Annotated in this window: 18 protein-coding genes; 8 read left to right on the top strand and 10 right to left on the bottom strand. The window is 63.5% G+C overall.

Features of this window, described 5'->3' with window-relative positions; all coding sequences use genetic code 11:
* Positions 1–308, bottom strand: a 308-nt coding sequence (locus tag RBB16_RS18910) for an aminotransferase class V-fold PLP-dependent enzyme (RefSeq protein WP_306047606.1), incomplete at its 3' end; no start/stop codon positions are given.
* Between the two features lie 174 nt (positions 309–482).
* Positions 483–944: an Rrf2 family transcriptional regulator gene (locus tag RBB16_RS18905; RefSeq protein ID WP_306047605.1), complete on the bottom strand. Its 462-nt coding sequence runs from the start codon at positions 942–944 to the stop codon at positions 483–485.
* A 198-nt stretch (positions 945–1142) separates the two neighbouring features.
* Between RBB16_RS18905 and RBB16_RS18900 the strand changes: the two genes are divergently transcribed.
* The 7 genes from RBB16_RS18900 (at position 1143) to RBB16_RS18870 (ending at position 5769) form a co-directional block, all read left to right on the top strand.
* Complete coding sequence (locus tag RBB16_RS18900; RefSeq protein ID WP_071690437.1) at positions 1143–1796, top strand: alpha/beta hydrolase; 654 nt, start codon at positions 1143–1145, stop codon at positions 1794–1796.
* A complete protein-coding gene (locus tag RBB16_RS18895; protein ID WP_071690436.1) occupies positions 1796–2041 on the top strand; it encodes a hypothetical protein in 246 nt (81 codons plus the stop codon). The genes RBB16_RS18900 and RBB16_RS18895 overlap by 1 nt, the downstream gene beginning before the upstream one ends.
* On the top strand, positions 2038–2616 hold the full coding sequence (locus tag RBB16_RS18890) for an HD domain-containing protein (RefSeq protein WP_306047604.1): 579 nt from the start codon (positions 2038–2040) through the stop codon (positions 2614–2616). The genes RBB16_RS18895 and RBB16_RS18890 overlap by 4 nt, the downstream gene beginning before the upstream one ends.
* 75 nt (positions 2617–2691) lie before the next feature.
* Positions 2692–3384 carry a hypothetical protein gene (locus RBB16_RS18885; protein ID WP_306047603.1) on the top strand — a complete coding sequence of 231 codons (693 nt, stop codon included), beginning with the start codon at positions 2692–2694 and terminating at the stop codon, positions 3382–3384.
* Positions 3385–3456: 72 nt separating this feature from the next.
* Positions 3457–4671: an NADP-dependent isocitrate dehydrogenase gene (locus tag RBB16_RS18880; protein WP_306047602.1), complete on the top strand. Its 1215-nt coding sequence runs from the start codon at positions 3457–3459 to the stop codon at positions 4669–4671.
* Positions 4668–4946 carry a hypothetical protein gene (locus RBB16_RS18875; RefSeq protein ID WP_306047601.1) on the top strand — a complete coding sequence of 93 codons (279 nt, stop codon included), beginning with the start codon at positions 4668–4670 and terminating at the stop codon, positions 4944–4946. Before RBB16_RS18880 ends, RBB16_RS18875 begins: the two co-directional genes overlap by 4 nt.
* Positions 4947–4977: 31 nt before the next feature.
* On the top strand, positions 4978–5769 hold the full coding sequence (locus RBB16_RS18870; protein WP_306047600.1) for a hypothetical protein: 792 nt from the start codon (positions 4978–4980) through the stop codon (positions 5767–5769).
* Here RBB16_RS18870 and RBB16_RS18865 read toward each other — a convergent pair.
* The 4 genes from RBB16_RS18865 to recA all read right to left on the bottom strand — a co-directional run bounded on the left by RBB16_RS18865 (position 5751) and on the right by recA (position 11178).
* Positions 5751–6524 carry a class II glutamine amidotransferase gene (locus tag RBB16_RS18865; protein WP_306047599.1) on the bottom strand — a complete coding sequence of 258 codons (774 nt, stop codon included), beginning with the start codon at positions 6522–6524 and terminating at the stop codon, positions 5751–5753. The genes RBB16_RS18870 and RBB16_RS18865 overlap by 19 nt on opposite strands.
* Before the next feature lie 453 nt (positions 6525–6977).
* Positions 6978–7268, bottom strand: a complete 291-nt coding sequence (locus RBB16_RS18860) for a DUF1330 domain-containing protein (protein WP_071690427.1) — start codon at positions 7266–7268, stop codon at positions 6978–6980.
* A gap of 3 nt (positions 7269–7271) precedes the next feature.
* Complete coding sequence (alaS, locus tag RBB16_RS18855) at positions 7272–9950, bottom strand: alanine--tRNA ligase (protein WP_306047598.1); 2679 nt, start codon at positions 9948–9950, stop codon at positions 7272–7274.
* A 160-nt stretch (positions 9951–10110) separates the two neighbouring features.
* The gene (recA, locus tag RBB16_RS18850; RefSeq protein ID WP_306047597.1) at positions 10111–11178 is read right to left on the bottom strand and encodes a recombinase RecA; all 1068 of its coding nucleotides are present in this window, start codon (positions 11176–11178) and stop codon (positions 10111–10113) included.
* A gap of 183 nt (positions 11179–11361) precedes the next feature.
* On the opposite strand from recA, the gene RBB16_RS18845 reads away from it, so the two are divergent.
* Positions 11362–11964 carry a gamma-glutamyl kinase gene (locus tag RBB16_RS18845; protein WP_306047596.1) on the top strand — a complete coding sequence of 201 codons (603 nt, stop codon included), beginning with the start codon at positions 11362–11364 and terminating at the stop codon, positions 11962–11964.
* Here RBB16_RS18845 and RBB16_RS18840 read toward each other — a convergent pair.
* The 4 genes from RBB16_RS18840 to RBB16_RS18825 all read right to left on the bottom strand — a co-directional run bounded on the left by RBB16_RS18840 (position 11961) and on the right by RBB16_RS18825 (position 17785).
* On the bottom strand, positions 11961–14264 hold the full coding sequence (locus RBB16_RS18840) for an ATP-binding protein (protein ID WP_306047595.1): 2304 nt from the start codon (positions 14262–14264) through the stop codon (positions 11961–11963). The two genes, RBB16_RS18845 and RBB16_RS18840, sit on opposite strands and share 4 nt — an antisense overlap.
* Before the next feature lie 74 nt (positions 14265–14338).
* On the bottom strand, positions 14339–15493 hold the full coding sequence (locus tag RBB16_RS18835; RefSeq protein WP_306047594.1) for an RsmB/NOP family class I SAM-dependent RNA methyltransferase: 1155 nt from the start codon (positions 15491–15493) through the stop codon (positions 14339–14341).
* Between the two features lie 31 nt (positions 15494–15524).
* The gene (gene guaB, locus RBB16_RS18830) at positions 15525–16979 is read right to left on the bottom strand and encodes an IMP dehydrogenase (protein ID WP_306047593.1); all 1455 of its coding nucleotides are present in this window, start codon (positions 16977–16979) and stop codon (positions 15525–15527) included.
* A 104-nt stretch (positions 16980–17083) separates the two neighbouring features.
* Positions 17084–17785 carry an RlmE family RNA methyltransferase gene (locus RBB16_RS18825; RefSeq protein ID WP_306047592.1) on the bottom strand — a complete coding sequence of 234 codons (702 nt, stop codon included), beginning with the start codon at positions 17783–17785 and terminating at the stop codon, positions 17084–17086.
* Positions 17786–17830: the final 45 nt, after the last annotated feature.

Genomic DNA, 17830 nt, shown 5'->3' with positions numbered 1-17830 from the left:
GGCATATCCTCGGTGACCCAGGCCCGCACCGCGTCATGTTCCACGCCCGACCCATGCAGCCCCCGCCCGGCCAGGGCCAGCGCGGCGGCCTCGGTCGCGCCCGATGTAAAGACGATATCGCTGGCCTGTGCCCCGAAAGCCTCGGCCACCTGCGCCCGCGCCTTTTCGATCAGCGCCGTTGCCGCGCGCCCCTCCGCATGGACCGAGGACGGGTTGCCCACCACATCCATGGCCGCACACATCGCAGCCCGCGCTTCGGGGCGCAGAGGTGCGGTCGCGTTCCAGTCGAGATAGCTGCGCGGTGCCATGTCACCCTCCTGCTCGGTTCACGCCCTTCTGCCCCGCCGCAACGGAAAGGTCCAGTTGCCAGCCCCTTAACGCATCCCCGTTAACCTTAACGCGCGCCCTGCCCCCTTCTTCTTGGCCAAAATACTCCCGCCGGAGGCGTCCCGACCCAGCCAACTGCGCCACAGCAAAGTGGCTCACTCCTCGTCCACCACATGAAACAGGTTCGGCACCGCCGGGCACGGGGTCAGATCGTTCTGCACCACGTCAGAAAGTCGCGTCTGGTGCAGAAAGACATAGACATGTGCGCTCAGCCCCTCCCACAACCGGTTGGTCATGCTCTGCGCGCGACTGCCCGACATCCCGCCCGAGGCCCCGGCCCCGGTATGCAGCGCACTCACCGTTTCATCCACCGCCCCCAGCACATCCGACACCCGGATCTCGGCGGCGGGACGTGCCAGCCGATACCCGCCCCCCGGCCCGCGCACCGACTCCACCAGCCCGGCCCGGCGCAGCTTGACGAAGAGCTGCTCGAGATAGGGCAGCGAGATATCCTGACGCTTCGAGATTTCCGCCAGCGAAGTCAGCCCTTCGGTTCCCTGAAGGGCCAGATCGGCCAGCGCAACCATCGCGTAGCGTCCCTTGGTGCTCAGTTTCATCGGTTTTTCCCTTCTGGCGCGGCGTTCAGAGGCCTATGAACATTGACCTTTCCCGCAAGGAGGCTTAACTGCGATCCACCCCCCTGTTCAAGCCGGACGGGGGCTGATCCGACATTCTAGGTAGCGTCGCGCAAGGGCGTCAATGACAACCCCGCCGCGCCAGACGCGCCAGCAAGAGCAAAAGTTGAAGGAGCCGCGATGCCCGAGGTGATTTTCCCTGGACCGGAGGGCCGACTGGAAGGCCGCTACCACCCCCAGAAAGCCAAGGACGCCCCGATCGCGATCATCCTGCACCCGCATCCGCAATTCGGCGGCACGATGAACAATCGCGTGGTCTATAACCTGCACTACGCGTTCCACAAGATCGGCTTCACCGTTCTGCGCTTCAACTTCCGGGGCGTGGGCCGCAGTCAGGGCGAGTACGATCAGGGTATCGGCGAGCTGTCCGACGCCGCCTCGGCACTCGACTATCTGCAGTCGATGAACCAGAATTCCAAACATTGCTGGGTCGCGGGCTTCAGCTTCGGCGCCTGGATCGGCATGCAACTGCTGATGCGGCGGCCCGAGATCACCGGCTTCATCTCGGTCAGCCCGCCCGCGAACATGTACGACTTCAGCTTCCTCGCGCCCTGCCCCTCCTCGGGGCTGATCATCAACGGATCGGCGGATCGCGTGGCCAAGCCGCAGGACACCCGCATTCTGGTCGACAAGCTGCATGAACAGAAGGGCATCACCATCACCCATGAGGAGATGGAAGGTGCCGGTCACTTCTTCGAGGATCCCTACATGGACCCGATGATCGACTCGGTGCAGACCTATGTGAAGCGCCGCCTGACAGAGTCTACCCGCTGATGTCCGGTGGCGGCGATTTCATCACTGAATTGGCCGACAAGCTGGCGATGGACGCGCTTCAGGCCGAAGAAGACTATGATGATGACCGGCTGATCGAACAGCTGTCGACCACGATCGGGGCCGCCTCCATGACCCTGCAAGAGGCCTTCATGACATCTGTCCGCATCCGCCGCGCCGAAAAGCGCGGGCGTATCTGGCTGGACGCACGTATCGCCAAGGCCAAGGCGGCGAAAGCGGCGGAATGAGAGACCGGCTCGACCGCCAGTTGGCGTTCCTGATCGAGGCCGACCGGTTGAAACGGATCGACCGGGCCAGTTGGATCACCGGGCGTATCCGCCGCGAAAACAGTGCCGAGCATAGCTGGCACCTGACGCTCTTTGCGCTCACCCTGGCCGATCAGGCCCCGGACGGCGTTCGCATCGACCGGGTGATCCGCATGTTGATCCTGCATGACCTCGTGGAAATCGACGCAGGTGACGCCCCCGTTCACGGCACCCACGACTTCGAGGCGCTTGCCCTCGCCGAAGAGGCCGCCGCCGACCGGATCTTCGGACTTCTCCCCGACGATCTGGCGGCAGAGTTCCGCGCGCTTTGGGACGAGTTCGAAGCCGCCGAAAGCCCCGATGCCGTCTTTGCCAAATCGCTCGACAGGTTTCAGCCGCCGGTTCTGAACCTGCATTCCGAGGGCGGCAGCTGGCCTGAATACAACGTGACCGAAGATCAGATCCGCACCCGCGTGGGTCACAAGATCACCAAGGGCGCACCGGGGCTGTGGGACTGGCTGAGCCCGAAGATCGCGGAATTTTTCGGTCGGCGCTGATGCCCTGCGGTGACAGGCGGGCCGCCGTCCGCTAGGCTTTGCGCATAGTTGCTGCAATGTCATTTGAGAGCCCGCATGTCCCAGACCCTTGTTATCGTCATTCTCATTCTCGCATCGCTCACCGGGACGGTATTGATCGGCTACGCCCTCATGCAGTCGTCCCGGCGGCAAGCCGCGCTGCGCAACGCTGTGACGGACCGGGGCTGGCGCTATGACCGGCAGGAAGGCACCGGGGGACGCGCCCGCGTAACCACGATTTCCGACCCGGAGGCCGGGTGGCGGATGGAAATCAAGCTCAATTCGGCCACCGATGGCAGCGGCCGCACCAAGCGGAGCACGACATGGCACGCCCCAGACGCCGGAATCGCGGAGGGGCTGGCCATTCTGGGGCCTGCCATGTCCCCCGCGGAGGCCAGGAAGGCCGAAACCATGCTTGGCAAGCTCGGCGGTGGCATGGGCGGTTTCCTGATGTCCAGCATGTTCGGCGATCTCGGGCCAGAGGCTGCGCGGCTCGAATCCGTGGACGTGCCCGGTGCCCGCTGCCTGATGATGGCCACGCCAGAGGCGCGGGAGGCGCTGACCCCGATCGCCACGCACCCGATCATGGACGGAACCGAGGACAGCTTGCCGCGCGGTGCCCTGCCCGTCATCCGCCGTTCGCCAAAGGGGTTGGAGATCTCGCTGCGCACAGCCCTGTCCCGCCCCGAACAGGTTCTCGCCCTCGCGGAGCTTGGCGCAACGATGCAACGCGAACTCACGCCGAGATAACGGTATACGATTGCATACACTTTGCGGAATTGCTATTCCTCCCGCAACACACCCCCAGTTCCGAGGTTCCCGATGACCAAGATCAAAGTCGACAATCCCATCGTCGAAATGGATGGCGATGAAATGACCCGCATCATGTGGGATTTCATCAAGCAGAAACTGATCCTGCCATATCTGGATATCGACCTGCTCTACTACGATCTGGGCATCGAGGAGCGTGACCACACGGACGATCAGGTGACGGTGGACGCCGCAGAAAAGACGCTAGAGGTCGGCTGCGCCGTCAAATGCGCGACGATCACCCCCGATGAACAGCGGGTGGAGGAATTCGGGCTCAAGCGCATGTATCGCAGCCCCAACGGCACGATCCGCAACATCCTGGGCGGCGTCGTCTTTCGCAAACCGATCATCTGCCGCAACGTGCCGCGTCTGGTGCCGGGCTGGACCCAGCCCATTGTCGTGGGCCGCCACGCCTATGGCGACCAGTACCGCGCCACCGATTTCCGCTTCCCCGGCAAGGGCAAGATCACGCTGAAATTCGAGGGCGAAGATGGCGAGGTGATCGAGCGCGAGGTCTTCGACGCGCCCTCTGCCGGCGTCACCATGGCGATGTACAACCTCGACGACTCCATCCGGGATTTCGCCCGTGCATCCTTCAACTATGGGCTGGACCTGAAATGGCCGGTCTACCTGTCCACCAAGAACACCATCCTCAAGGCCTATGACGGGCGGTTCAAGGACATCTTCCAGGAGGTGTTCGAAGCGGAGTTCGAGGACCAGTTCAAGGACGCGGGCATCGAATACCAGCATCGCCTGATCGACGACATGGTCGCCTGCGCGCTCAAGTGGAATGGCGGCTTTGTCTGGGCCTGCAAGAACTACGATGGCGACGTTCAATCCGACACCGTGGCACAGGGCTTCGGCTCGCTCGGGATGATGAGCTCTCAGCTCCTGACGCCCGATGGCAAGATCATGGAGGCCGAGGCGGCGCACGGCACCGTCACCCGCCATTACCGCCAGCATCAGGCGGGCCAGCAGACCTCGACCAATTCCATCGCGTCGATCTTCGCATGGACCGGGGCGCTGAAACACCGCGCCAAGCTTGACGATAATCAGCCCCTTCGGGCCTTCGCCGAGACACTGGAAAAGGTCATCATCGACACGGTGGAAGCGGGCCACATGACCAAGGATCTCGCCCTGCTGGTCGGCCCCGATCAGGGCTGGCACACGACGATGAGCTTCCTCGAAAAGATCGACGAGAACCTGAACAAGGCGCTGGCCGGGTGATCCGTTTCCTGAAAAACCTTTTCATCTGGCTGCCTGCCATTCTGGCACTACTCCCCGCCTACGCGGTTGTTCGGTTGCGTCTAGAATGGCAGGCAGACTGCGCCGGAGGCCGCGCCGCCAACCCCGGCTATAACGTGGCCGATTGCTGGGACAATGAACGGGCAACCCTGATCCTTGCCGTTATTGCTGTCCTCTTGGTCCTGCCGGCGGTCAGCTTTGGCCTGTTCCGCTTGCAGGCCCGACGCAAGGCCGGGCCCGGCGCGGATCAGGCATAGCCACCGCGCCACCAATCGCTACATTGCCTCCATGTTCTGGCGCGCCCTGTTCCTGCTTGTCCTCGTCGTGGCCCTGTCGGTCCTGCTGACCCTGTGGCTTGGCGACGAGGTGCTGATCGCGCTCGGGCTGATCTTCCTGCAGCTCAAGGTGATCGGCCAGAAGATCGTGTCAATCGAGCTGCCCGCCATTCTGATCTGGCTGAAAACGCAAGCCGCGCTCTTCTTCCGCATCGAGCTGATCAAGAAATGGGTCATGACCACGGTCCTGCCGATGATCATGGGCTCGGCCCTTCGCAACCGACTCGATGCGCTGTTCAAACGGTTCAAGGCGGCGGCTGCCGAGCGTTACAGCCGCATGATGGGCTGGTATCGCGGGTTGCAATGGTATGAACAACTGGTCGCCGCGCTCATCGTGATCTTCGCCACGCTGGCGCTCTCGGTCAGTTCCATCGGGCTCTGGGTCGTGCTCTTCTCGGTCAAGCTGCCCTTCATGATCGCGGCGGGCGTCGGCGCGCTCTGGCGCATGCTCTGGACGACGCTGGCCAAATGGCTGTTCAAGCTCATCGCCTTTCTGCAACTGGGATGGGCGTGGAAATGGGTCCGCCGCCGCCTGCCCGAAAGCTATCTGGAACAGAAACGCCGGTGGGATTTCCGTGTCGCCCGCGCGGTGGTGCGCCGTCGCCGGATGACCGTGCGCCAGTTGCACGAGCAGAAAGACAGCCTGTCGATGCGCCTCTCGCTCATTGCAGGATATTTCCGTCAGGCAAGGCCAGAGATGCCCGCGCCCGAAGACCCGGATGAGGATCAGAGCGGCAGGTCGTAAAGATCCATCCGGTCGCCTTCGAACCTTGCGAGTTTTCCGGGGGCCAGCGGTGTCCAGTCCGCCTCTCCCATCTCCAGCGGTTCGGACACAACGGCCCAACCTTTGCGCGTGTCCGACCAGCGATAGTAGACCGTGGGCGAGATGCTGTCCGAGGATCCGCGCGCGGCCCAAAGCGCGGTGCCATCGCTGAAGGCCGCCGACAGGCGCAGATGTGGCGCAGCACCATGCGACCGGGACAATCCCGCCAGCTTGCCCGCCGCCCGTGCCAGCGCCCCCGCCGGATCGCCGTCCAGACCTTCCGCCAGTGCCAGAAGGAACAGCACCTCGCTATCCGTCGCCCCTTTGCGATAGGCATAAAGATCGTCGGGCACCATCATATCGGCATGTTTGCGGAAATGTTCAAACCCGCCGACTTGCCCGTTATGCATGAAGCTCCAGCGTCCGACCACGAAGGGATGACAGTTGTTGCGGCTGATCGCCGATCCGGTCGAGGCCCGCACATGGGCCAGGAACAGGCCAGAGCAGACCTGCTCGACCAGCGAGCGCAGGTTCGGGTCCGACCAGGCCGGATAGACATCGCGGTAGAGCCCCGGTTCCGGCCTGCGATCATACCAGGCCAGCCCGAACCCGTCGCCATTGGTGACGGTCTTGGCCTCGGTGGCGTTCTGACTTTGGTGAATCAGGGAATGGCCGGGACGGCTGACCACCTCGTCCAGAAAGATCGGTTCCCCGATATAGGCGGCCCAACGGCACATATGCTTTTCTCCGGCGAAACTATCACTCTTTTGCGCCGATTCTCCGGCGCCGAGAAGATCATGACAATCGCAAAGATTGGTATTAACCAAGGGCTGCGCAGTGCCGTACCCGTTTGGCCCGACCACCCCCTCGCCATGCCCCAGTCCAAAACCGCCCTGCCGCAATAGCGCCCCCGTCCGATCCTCGGGTCAAGGGGCGCGCATGCGCCGGCCGCAAGGCCGCTTGCCCTTGACGCGAGGATCGGACCGATAGACTCGAAAAGGCCCTGAGGTGGGCAGATCCCACCCTCGGGGCCTCTCAGCAGATCATCCCGTAGCCATCAACCGGCGAAACCCGCCGAAACCACAGGGCACCGCCCCCGCCACCATCCCGTGGCAACGCGGGCCGACGACGGCCCCGAAGGGGCCCCCCCCCCCCCCCCCCCGGTCGACGCCGCAGGCGGCGAAATCCCCCTATTCGTATTCCTCGACGATCACCAGATCGCGCTCGGACGCGCCGCGCGCATGGCTCAGCGCCTCCTGGTAGCGCGCCGATTCATAGCACGCGTTGGCCGCGTCGAGAGACGGGAACCGGGCCACCACATTGCGGGGATGGTCCCGGCCTTCCTTCTGGATGTAGCGCCCGCCACGGGCCAGAAAGACACCGCCATGTTCGGCAATCGCCTCTGTCGCGATCGCCGCATATTTCGAATAGGCTGCTTCGTCGGTCACCGTCACATGGGCAATCCAGAGTGCAGATGGCATGGCTCAAACTCCCTTCAAAACTGTTTCCGCCGCCGCGATGGCCGCCTCGGCCCCGGCGATATCCTTGCCGCCACCCTGGGCCATGTCGGGCCGGCCACCGCCGCCCTTGCCGCCCAGTTCAACGACCGCCGCCTTCAGTAGATCGACCGCCGACACCCGGCCCGTCAAGTCATCGCTGACCCCAGCTGCCACGGCCACCTTGCCGCCCGCATCGGCCATCAGGAGCACGGCAGAGCCTTCGCCCATGCGCGCCTTGTGCTCGTCAATCAGGCCCGGCAGATCCTTACCGGTCACGCCTTCCAGCACCTGCGCCAGGAAGGTGATGCCGTTCACATCGCGATCCGCCGGGGCCGCGCCGCCGCCACCACCGGCCATCGCCAATTGCTTGCGCAGCTGCGCCACCTCGTTTTCCAGCGACCGGCGTTCGGCCATCAGGGCCTGCACCCGCTCGGCCACATCGCCCGGCTGCGCCTTCAACAGGCCCGCGACCGCGGCCAGCCGGTGATCCTGCGCCGACAGGTAATCGAAGGCCGCCGCCCCCGTCAGCGCCTCGATCCGGCGCACCCCGGCGCTGGAGGCACTGTCGCCAAGCGCCACGAACACACCGATGTCACCGGTCTGGCGCACATGGGTGCCGCCGCAGAGTTCCAACGAATAGGTCTCGCCATCCATGCCCTTGCCGGACCCGGCCAGCTTGCCCATGGACACCACGCGCACCTCGTCGCCGTATTTCTCGCCAAACAGCGCCTGCGCCCCAAGGCCGCGTGCATCATCGGGCGTCATGATCCGGGTCTCGACGGGGGTATTCTGGCGGATGAAGGCGTTCACCTCCTCCTCGACCTGCTTGAGTTCCTCCAGCGTCAGCCCCTTGGAATGGCTGAAATCGAAACGCAGCCGGTCGGGCGCATTCAGCGACCCGCGCTGTGCCACGTGATCGCCAAGTGCCCGGCGCAGCGCCTCGTGCAGCAGGTGCGTGGCAGAGTGATTGGCCCGGATCGTGCTGCGGCGGCTGTGATCCACCTCCAGTTCCACCGGGTCGCCCAGCTTCATCTCGCCACGCTCCATCACGACCTTGTGGGCCGTGATCTTGCCATCCGCGAATTTGCGGGTGTCTTCGACCAGCGCCACCTCGTCGCGGTCTTCCAGCCGCCGGATCACGCCGGTATCGCCGACCTGGCCGCCGGATTCGCCGTAAAAGGGGGTCTGGTTCACCACGACCCAGCCGTCTCCGCCCTCGGCAATTCCCTCGACTCGGGCGCCATCGACGATCAGCGCGATGACCTGGCCTTCGGCCTTTTCCGTGTCATAGCCCAGGAAATCCGTCGCGCCCTTGCCGTCGGCAATGTCGAACCAGACGGCATTGTCCGCCGCCTCGCCAGAGCCCGACCACGCGGCACGGGCCTTGGCTTTCTGTTCTTCCATCGCCTCGTCGAAGCCTGCCATGTCCACCGCCCGGCCCTTTTCGCGCAGCGCATCCTGAGTCAGGTCGAGCGGAAAACCGTAAGTGTCATAGAGCTTGAACGCGGTCCGGCCCGGCAGTTCCGCCCCGTCGGGCAGATCGGTCAGTTCCTCGTCCAGCAGCTTCAGGCCGCGATCCAGCGTCTGGCGGAACCGGGTTTCCTCCAGCTTCAGGGTTTCCTCGATCAGCGCCTGTGCGCGGGTCAGTTCCGGGTAATGCTGGCCCATCTGACTGACCAGCGACGGCACCAGCCGGTGCATCAGCGGATCGGCCGCGCCCAACAGGTGCGCATGCCGCATGGCGCGGCGCATGATCCGGCGCAGAACGTAGCCGCGTCCTTCGTTCGAGGGCATCACGCCATCGGCAATCAGGAACGAGGTCGACCGCAGGTGGTCCGCGATCACCCGGTGATGGACGTTCTTGTCGCCATAGGGATCGACACTGGTGGCATGGGCCGAGGCCTCGATCAGTGCCTTGAACAGGTCCGTGTCATAGTTGTCATGGCTGCCCTGCAACAGCGCACCGATCCGTTCCAGCCCCATGCCGGTGTCGATCGACTGCATGTCGAGCGCCCGCATCGAGCCGTCCTCGAACTGCTCGTTCTGCATGAAAACGATGTTCCAGATCTCGATGAACCGGTCGCCGTCTTCCTCGGGGCTACCCGGGGGGCCACCCCAGATATGATCGCCGTGATCATAGAAGATCTCGGTGCAGGGGCCGCAGGGGCCGGTCGGGCCCATCTGCCAGAAATTGTCGGAGGTCGCGATGCGGATGATCCGATCCTCGGGCACGCCCACCTTCTTCCAGATCTCGAACGCCTCGTCATCGGTATGGTAAACCGTGGTATACAGCTTGTCCTTCGGGATGCCGAAATCGCGGGTGATCAGTTCCCAGGCGAAATGGATCGCCTCATCCTTGAAATAATCTCCGAAGCTGAAATTTCCCAGCATTTCGAAGAACGTGTGATGACGCGCGGTATAGCCCACATTGTCGAGGTCGTTATGCTTGCCGCCAGCCCGCACGCATTTCTGCGATGTCGTCGCGCGGTTGTAGTCGCGATGTTCGACCCCGGTGAAGAGGTTCTTGAACTGGACCATGCCCGAATTGGTGAACATGAGCGTCGGATCGTTGCGCGGCACCAAAGGTGAGCTGTCGACGATCTCATGGCCGTTGCGGGCGAAGTAATTCAGGAAGGTGGAGCGGATGTCGTTCAGGCTGGCCATCGTGGCAGGGCCCCTTCTCGGCAGGCGGTTTTGCAGGTCTTACGGCATGTAAACCCCACCTGCGGCGCTGTCCACAGGGCAAAGCGGTCTCGGGGCGCGGGGCGCCCATGAAAAAGGGCGGCTCCTGCCGGGCCGCCCCTGTCATTCTACCGTCGGAGGATCACTCCTCGACCATATCCTCGTCACCCTCGGTCATGTGGAAATCCAGCCCATGGGCGGCGCGGATCTTGTCCTCGATGGACATTGCCACCGAACTGTTTTCCTTCAGGAAGGCCTTGGCGTTCACTCTGCCCTGCCCGATCCGCTCATCCCCGTAGGAATACCAGCTGCCTGATTTTTCCACCACGCCGGCCTTGACGCCCAGGTCCAGCAACTCGCCGGTCTTCGAGATGCCTTCGCCATACATGATGTCAAACTCCACCTGTTTGAAAGGCGGCGCGACCTTGTTCTTCACAACCTTGACGCGGGTGGCGTTTCCCACCACCTCGTCGCGGTCCTTGATGGACCCGATCCGGCGAATGTCCAGACGGACAGAACTGTAGAATTTCAGCGCATTGCCGCCGGTTGTGGTTTCCGGGCTGCCGAACATGACGCCGATCTTCATGCGGATCTGGTTGATGAACACCACCGTGCATCGCGTCCGGCTGATCGAGCCGGTCAGCTTGCGCATCGCCTGGCTCATCAGACGGGCGTGGACACCGACCGAGCTGTCGCCCATGTCGCCTTCCAGTTCGGATTTCGGGGTCAGGGCGGCGACTGAATCGACCACGACCATGGTCACCGCACCGGAGCGCACCAGCGTATCCACGATCTCCAGCGCCTGTTCGCCGGTATCGGGCTGCGAAATCAGCAGCTCGTCCAGATCGACGCCAAGTTTTTTCGCATATAGCGGGTCAAGCGCATGTTCCGCATCGACAAAGGCGCACACGCCGCCCTTCTTCTGCTCTTCCGCGATGCAATGCAGCGTCAGCGTTGTCTTGCCCGAGCTTTCGGGCCCGTAGATCTCGATGATCCGGCCCTTGGGCAGGCCGCCAATACCGAGCGCGATGTCGAGCCCGAGAGAGCCTGTTGAGGTCGCCTCGATCTCCGCCACCGGGTTGTCGGCGCCGAGTTTCATGATGGAGCCCTTGCCGAACTGACGTTCGATCTGGGCCAGCGCACTGTCGAGCGCCTTCTGCTTGTCTGCGGATTTACGATCGGTCATGTCGAGAAGGTTTGCCATTGCCATGTTGTTCGGCTCCTTATTCCATACCGCTTGCTCCGCGGCAATGATGCTCATGTTCGCCTCTTGTTCTCAACCCGTTCTGAGATCAAAACGCGAACATTTCAAGTAAAATCTTGTCGTACCCAGTTTTTCCGTGAAGGATTAAGAAAAGGTTTAAAGTGACGAAGTAAGTGGAGTTTCAAACGGATGCTGGTGTTCTGGAAGCAGAGAATCGTTCTTCTGGCGGTCCCCAAGACGGGTACAACGGCGCTGGAACAAGCCTTGCTGCCTCACGCCAGCGCGGCGATTCTCGATCCGCCGGGGCAGAAACATGTCTCGGCGCAGGGATACCGGAACCGCCTGTCGAGTTTTTTCGAGCAGCGTGGCAAGCGCCCGATGGAGCTGGTGGCCGTGATGCGAGAGCCGGTTGACTGGCTGGGAAGCTGGTACAGGTACCGGTCCCGCCCGCAACTGGACGGCAAGCCGAACTCCACCGCCGGGCTCAGCTTCGACGCATTCGTCGAGGCCTGGTTGCGCGACGACAAACCTGCCTATGCCGAAGTCGGATCGCAGGCCAATTTTCTCTCCGACGGTCAGGGCAATCTCGCCGTCGACCGGCTCTTCCGGTACGATCGCATCGCGAATCTGGTCCGTTTCATGGAAGACCGGCTGGACAGGTCGCTGGACATTTCGCGCGCCAACGTGTCCCCCAAGGGGCCGGTAGAGCTCTCGGACGCGATGCGGAATCGCCTGATGCGAGAGGCCGCGGCGGAGTTTGCCTTGTGGGACAGTCTTTCCGGGCAGGACTAATGCAGTTGCCGCTGCACTGTCGAGGTCAGGTCCGACAGGGTGAAAGGTTTGGCCAGAAAGACCGAATTCGGGACCTTCGCCTCGGTTTGTTCCACCGCATCCTCGGCGTAGCCTGACACGAAGACGACCTTGACATCGGGACGATCCTTCAGCGCTTCGCGCACCCATGTCGGGCCGTCCATGCCCGGCATGATCACATCGGTGACGAAGACATCCACGTCGAGGCTGCTATCCGCAAGTGTCTCCAGAGCGTCCTCTGCGTTTTCAGCCTCAATAACGGTGAACCCGCGCATCCGCAGCGCCCGCGAGGCGAAGGCCCGGACGGAGGCCTCGTCCTCGACCAGCAGCACCACCGCATCACGGGGCAGATCCACGAGCCGGGCCGGGAGCTCTCGGGTCGCTTCGCCATCCGGGGCGACCGGTTCGCTTCGCTCATGCACAGGGAAATAGATCACGAATTCAGAGCCTTCCCCCACAGTGCTATCGACAAACACGTAGCCACCCGACTGCTTGACAATGCCATACACCATCGAAAGCCCCAGCCCGGTTCCCTCTCCCGCGCGCTTGGTGGTGAAAAAGGGCTCAAAAATGCGCGCGATCTGATCAGGCGGTATCCCCGTGCCCTCATCGCGCACATGGATCGTCACATATTGACCGGGCGCCACCTCTGCCCGGTCGCGGCGCAGCGCGTCTTGCAGGGTGGTGACGCGTGTTTCGACGCGGATGGTGCCGCCCTCCGGCATGGCGTCGCGCGCATTCACGACGAGGTTCATGATGACCTGATCAAGCTGACGGCGATCCGCGCGGATCGGCAGGAGATTCGGATCGTGGGTCAGGTCCAGCTTGATCTTTTCGCCCACCAGCCGGTTCAGCAGATGGGTCAGATCGGGCATGGTTTCCCGCAGGTCCAGCACCTCTGGCCGCATGGTCTGCTTGCGCGAGAAAGCCAGCAACTGGCCAACGAGACTGGCGGCGCGGTTGGCATTCTGGTTGATCTGGACAAGATCCGCATAGTCGGGGTCCCCTTGGTCGTGGCGCAGCATCAGCAGATCGCAATGGCCCGTGATCGCCGTCAGCAAGTTATTGAAATCATGAGCGACACCGCCTGCGAGCTCCCCCACGGCCTGCATCTTCTGGCTTTGCACGAATTGCTGTTCCATCGATTTGAGCGCCGTCGCATCGTGAAGAACACCCAGAAGCGTGGCCTCGCCCTCTCCGGCAATGCGGCCAAGGGTGATCTGCACGAAGCAATCATCCTCGCGCATCTTCGCCCGCACCATCTCGGGCCGTGAGGGGATGCGCTCCTCCAGCACATCGCTCAGCCAGTCATGAATCGGCCTCCCCAGACCTTCGACCACATCGGCGAGGTTCGTCGTGCCATCGGGGTGGCAGGCCATCAACGACTGAGCGCGGGGGTTGGCAGCCAGAATGCGCCCGTCCCCGGCAATGTGGACCAGCGCCACGGGAAGCGCACCGAAGGCCCGCGCGGCGACGCTGTCTTCCAGCGGCAGCAGGTCCACCGGCAGCACATAGATCTCGCGCCGCCCGTCACCGGCCTGCAGCTCGATCACCAGAACCTCGATCCAGTCCTCCGCCCCGCTCAGACGTACCCTCTGACCGGTCTTGACCGGCAGGGCTTCGAACACATCCGAAAGCGCCTTTTTCCGGTCGCCGAGCGTCTCGCGCATCGCCTCGTTCATCGACAGGATCGTGTCGCTGCGGCTGACCACCATCATCGGCAGGCTGGTGCCGCCGGGATGACGATGATGGTGGTCCGCGATTTCCTCCAGACGCCAGAGCGTTCCGGTGCCCACGCGAAACGCCGTCACCTGCACCGCACCGCGCCGCGTCACAACGGTTTCGCGGCAGGATCGGTCGCGCATCAGGGCGGTTTCCTGCCGGAAGGCCACAGCCGAGGCATTGGGCACCAGCCCAGCAAGGGCCCGCGACATGGGTTGCCCGTCGCGCGGGCCGAACCTGTCGCAGGCGGCGGGGTTCTGAAACAGGATGGCACCTTGGGAATCGGTACAGAACACCGCAACGGGATCTTCTGCGGCCACCGAGATGGCATTGCGCATGGCCGTTTCATCGGCCCGCGCACGGCGGAATTGCCCGAGCGTCAGCAGGAATGCCGTCGCCGTGATCGACGCCGCCGCGGCAAGCCCTGCAACGCGCGCCAGGACAGACTCCGCAAGATAGGCCACAGGTAAACAGGCCAGGGCCAGCAGGATCAATGCCCAGGAGGCACCGCCCCTTGGCAACAGGTTTCGCCTGCGCGACACGACCGAATGCTCCGCCACCCTGATCCTCCAGCTTCCATTCCGGGACCATCAGGACAGAAATGTGTTAATTTCGGATTAAAATCTGAACGGTTTCAGCCGTTGCCATTCCGGCGCGTGACCGCCAGGAAAAAGCCGTCGGATGCCTCGGGGGGCAGGAATCGGGCAGAGGTCAGCATCTCCCAGTCCGCCGCCGACAGGGCGGCGTCCACCACAGCCTGATTTTCCGCATCAAGCAGCGAGCAGGTCATGTAGACCAGGCGCCCACCGGGCCTGACAAGTGCTTGTGCCTGCTTGACAATCTGGCGCTGGACCTGCCCGAGTTCCGCCAGTCTCTCCGGGGTCAGCCGCCATTTGGCTTCCGGGTCCCGCCGCCACGTACCGGACCCCGAACAGGGCACGTCGCATAGCACCAGATCATAGGGTTCGCAGTCATCCGGGCGAGAGATCGTCGTCAGTATCACACCCGCCCGCGCCGCACGCGCGGGGATATCCGACATTCGGGAGGGATTGGCGTCATGGACAAAGACCTGCGCATCCGACACCGCCGCGATGGCCAGAGCCTTGCCACCGCCCCCGGCGCAATAGTCCAGAACCCTGCCCCTCTGCGGCCAGTCCACCGCCGCGCAGGCCAGTTGAACCGAGAGGTCCTGGATCTCGACCAACCCGTCCAGATAGGCAGAGGATTGCCGCAAGCGACGATCGCCTTCCGTGACTTTCAAAGCCATCTCAGCCTGACAGGTTTCCGAATTAATTCCGTCCTCTAGAAGGCGTTCCTGAGCTTGGTTAACCGAAGCTTTCCGGGCATTGACCCGCATGTAGAGCGGCGCGCGTTTCTGCAAGGCGCCAATGACATCCGCAGCGCACGCGCCAAGGCTTTCCCGCAGGGGCTGATGCAACCAGTCAGGAACATCGCGCCAGATATCGGGGGACGCATCCGGAGCCTGCCGTTCAGCATCACTCAGCGGGACCGGGGCGTGCCCCTCGCCGGTGAAAACCGTCGCGGGGTCAACGCCCTGCAACCGCAACAGCCCCAGCATCAGCCCGCGCCCGTCCACACCGCCGAGCGCCGCGCACGCACCCTTGCGGCGCAAGACATCATAGACATGGTCGCGAACGGCCGCCCGGTCCTTGGACCCGGCATAGCGCGCCCCGCGCGCCCAACCGGTCAGGGCCTTCTCGGCCGGCACGCCGTCCAGCCAGCTATCCAGCACCTCGATTGCGGCGGCAACCCGCGCGGCGGGGGTCACGAAACCACCTCAAGTTCAGCCCGCAACACCATCATCCAAAACGATAATTCGGGCTTTCGCGTGTGATCTGAACGTCATGGACATGGCTTTCCTTCAGCCCAGCGCCGGTGATCCGCACGAAGTTGCAGCCCCCCCGCATCTCGTCCACCGTGGCAGATCCGGTATAGCCCATGGCCGCGCGCAGGCCGCCCACCAGCTGATGCACGACCGCGCTGGCGGACCCTTTGTAGGGGACCTGCCCCTCGATCCCCTCGGGCACCAGCTTGTCACTGGCCGCATCCTTCTGGAAATAGCGATCGGCGGAACCGCGCGCCATGGCGCCGAGCGACCCCATCCCGCGATAGGATTTGAACGAGCGGCCCTGGTAGAGGATGACCTCACCGGGGCTTTCATCGGTGCCCGCGATCATGCTGCCGACCATGGCGCAATTGGCCCCCGCCGCGATGGCCTTGGCGAAATCGCCGGAATACTTGATGCCGCCATCGGCAATGATCGGGGTTCCGGTCTCGGCCGCGGCCCGGGCACAATCCATGATCGCGGTCAGCTGCGGCACGCCCACACCCGCCACGATCCGCGTGGTACAGATCGAGCCCGGCCCGATCCCGACCTTCACCGCATCCGCGCCCGCGTCGATCAGGGCCCGCGTGGCCTCGCCTGTCGCCACGTTGCCCGCGATGACCTGCACGGTGTTCGACAGCCGCTTGGCGCGTCTCACCGCGTCGATCACGCCCTCGGAATGGCCATGTGCGGTATCGACCACGACGATGTCGACACCGGACTCCACCAGCGCCTCGGTCCGCTCAAAGCCGGAATCGCCCACCGATGTCGCCGCCGCGACCCTGAGGCGCCCAAGCTCGTCCTTGCAGGCCGTGGGGTTCAGAACCGCCTGTTCAGTGTCCTTCAGGGTCAGCAGCCCGGTCAGCTTGCCCTGCCCGTCATGGACCAGCAGCTTTTCGATCCGCCGCGCCCGCATCAGGCTCTTGGCTTCTTCCAGATCGGCGGGTTCGGCCAGCATCGCCAGATCGTGTGAGGTCATCATCACATGCACCGGGGTGTCGTCCGACGAGGCAAATCGCATATCCCGGTTGGTCAGGATGCCCACCACGCGGCCCTCTGCATCGACCACCGGGAAGCCCGTGAAATTATACCTTTCGATCAATGCCTTGGCATCGGCCAGCGTCTGATCCACCCGCAACGTCACCGGGTTGTAGACGATCCCGCTTTCAAAGCGCTTGACCCGCCGCACTTCGCGGGCCTGGTCCTCGACATTCAGGTTCTTGTGGATCACCCCCATGCCGCCCGCCTGCGCCATCGCAATCGCCATGCGGCTCTCGGTCACCGTGTCCATCGCAGAGGACAGTAGCGGGATGTTCATCTTGATGGTTTGTGTCACCCATGTGCGCGTGTCGGCGGTGCTCGGCAGGACCGAGGATGCGCCGGGCACAAGCAGGACGTCGTCGAAGGTAAGCGCCTCGCGAATCTCCATAAGGGCCTCCAAGGCTGGGAGTTACGGTTGGCACGTCCCTATCTCATGGGTTTGGCAAAAGGGAAAGCCCCAATTCCGGTGGCTGGGACGGATTGGCGCGGGGCCTAGCCCCGAAAGCCGGTGGCCACCACGAATTTCTCGGAAGAATCCGACCGGCTCGCCCCCGGTTTCACATTGGCGACCTTGGTGAATTTCTGCTTCAGCATCTGTTGCAAATCGCCCTCGGCGCCGCCTGCCAGAACCTTGGCCACGAAGGTGCCTCCCTCTTCCAGAACGTCGAAAGCAAAATAGGCCGCCGCCTCGCACAGTGCGATGATCCGCAAATGATCGGTCTGCTTGTGCCCCGAGGCCGACGCCGCCATGTCGCTCATCACCACATCGGCCTTGCCGCCAAGCCAGGTCTTCACCTTCTCGTCGGCATCGTCTTCCATGAAATCGAGCTGATGGATCTCACAGCCCGCAATCGGCTCCACCTCCTGCAGGTCGATGCCCAGGATCGTGCCGATCTTCTTGCCCGGTTTCTCGCCCAGGGCATTGACGCGCTTCACCGCCACCTGGCACCAGCCGCCGGGGGCACAACCCAGGTCGACCACGCGCGCACCGGGCACGAGGAAGCGAAACTTGTCATCCAGCTCCAGTATCTTGAAGGCCGCGCGACCACGATAGCCCTCACGCTTGGCGCGTTGCACATATGGGTCGTTTAGCTGACGCTCCAGCCACAGCGTCGAGGACAGTTTCCGCCCCCGCGCGGTCTTCACCTTGACCCGCAAATCGCGCTGCCCGCGCCCGCTCGTGTTCTTTGCCATCGCCGTCGCCTTTCCAACGCCTCCCCATATAAGGCCACAAGCCCC

The sequence above is a fragment of the Nioella sp. MMSF_3534 genome (assembly GCF_030732985.1).
Lineage (GTDB): Bacteria > Pseudomonadota > Alphaproteobacteria > Rhodobacterales > Rhodobacteraceae > Nioella.
Note: the sequence above shows the minus strand (reverse complement) of the source record. Positions and strands in the feature narration are given on the sequence as shown.

Excerpts from the sequence above, each read along its gene's own strand:
- RBB16_RS18905 (WP_306047605.1), bottom strand. The coding sequence starts at position 944 with ATGAAACTGAGCACCAAGGGACGCTACGCGATGGTTGCGCTGGCCGAT.
- RBB16_RS18900 (WP_071690437.1), top strand. The coding sequence starts at position 1,143 with ATGCCCGAGGTGATTTTCCCTGGACCGGAGGGCCGACTGGAAGGCCGC.
- RBB16_RS18895 (WP_071690436.1), top strand. The coding sequence starts at position 1,796 with ATGTCCGGTGGCGGCGATTTCATCACTGAATTGGCCGACAAGCTGGCG.
- RBB16_RS18890 (WP_306047604.1), top strand. The coding sequence starts at position 2,038 with ATGAGAGACCGGCTCGACCGCCAGTTGGCGTTCCTGATCGAGGCCGAC.
- RBB16_RS18885 (WP_306047603.1), top strand. The coding sequence starts at position 2,692 with ATGTCCCAGACCCTTGTTATCGTCATTCTCATTCTCGCATCGCTCACC.
- RBB16_RS18880 (WP_306047602.1), top strand. The coding sequence starts at position 3,457 with ATGACCAAGATCAAAGTCGACAATCCCATCGTCGAAATGGATGGCGAT.
- RBB16_RS18870 (WP_306047600.1), top strand. The coding sequence starts at position 4,978 with ATGTTCTGGCGCGCCCTGTTCCTGCTTGTCCTCGTCGTGGCCCTGTCG.
- RBB16_RS18865 (WP_306047599.1), bottom strand. The coding sequence starts at position 6,524 with ATGTGCCGTTGGGCCGCCTATATCGGGGAACCGATCTTTCTGGACGAG.
- RBB16_RS18860 (WP_071690427.1), bottom strand. The coding sequence starts at position 7,268 with ATGCCATCTGCACTCTGGATTGCCCATGTGACGGTGACCGACGAAGCA.
- alaS (WP_306047598.1), bottom strand. The coding sequence starts at position 9,950 with ATGGCCAGCCTGAACGACATCCGCTCCACCTTCCTGAATTACTTCGCC.
- recA (WP_306047597.1), bottom strand. The coding sequence starts at position 11,178 with ATGGCAATGGCAAACCTTCTCGACATGACCGATCGTAAATCCGCAGAC.
- RBB16_RS18845 (WP_306047596.1), top strand. The coding sequence starts at position 11,362 with ATGCTGGTGTTCTGGAAGCAGAGAATCGTTCTTCTGGCGGTCCCCAAG.
- guaB (WP_306047593.1), bottom strand. The coding sequence starts at position 16,979 with ATGGAGATTCGCGAGGCGCTTACCTTCGACGACGTCCTGCTTGTGCCC.
- RBB16_RS18825 (WP_306047592.1), bottom strand. The coding sequence starts at position 17,785 with ATGGCAAAGAACACGAGCGGGCGCGGGCAGCGCGATTTGCGGGTCAAG.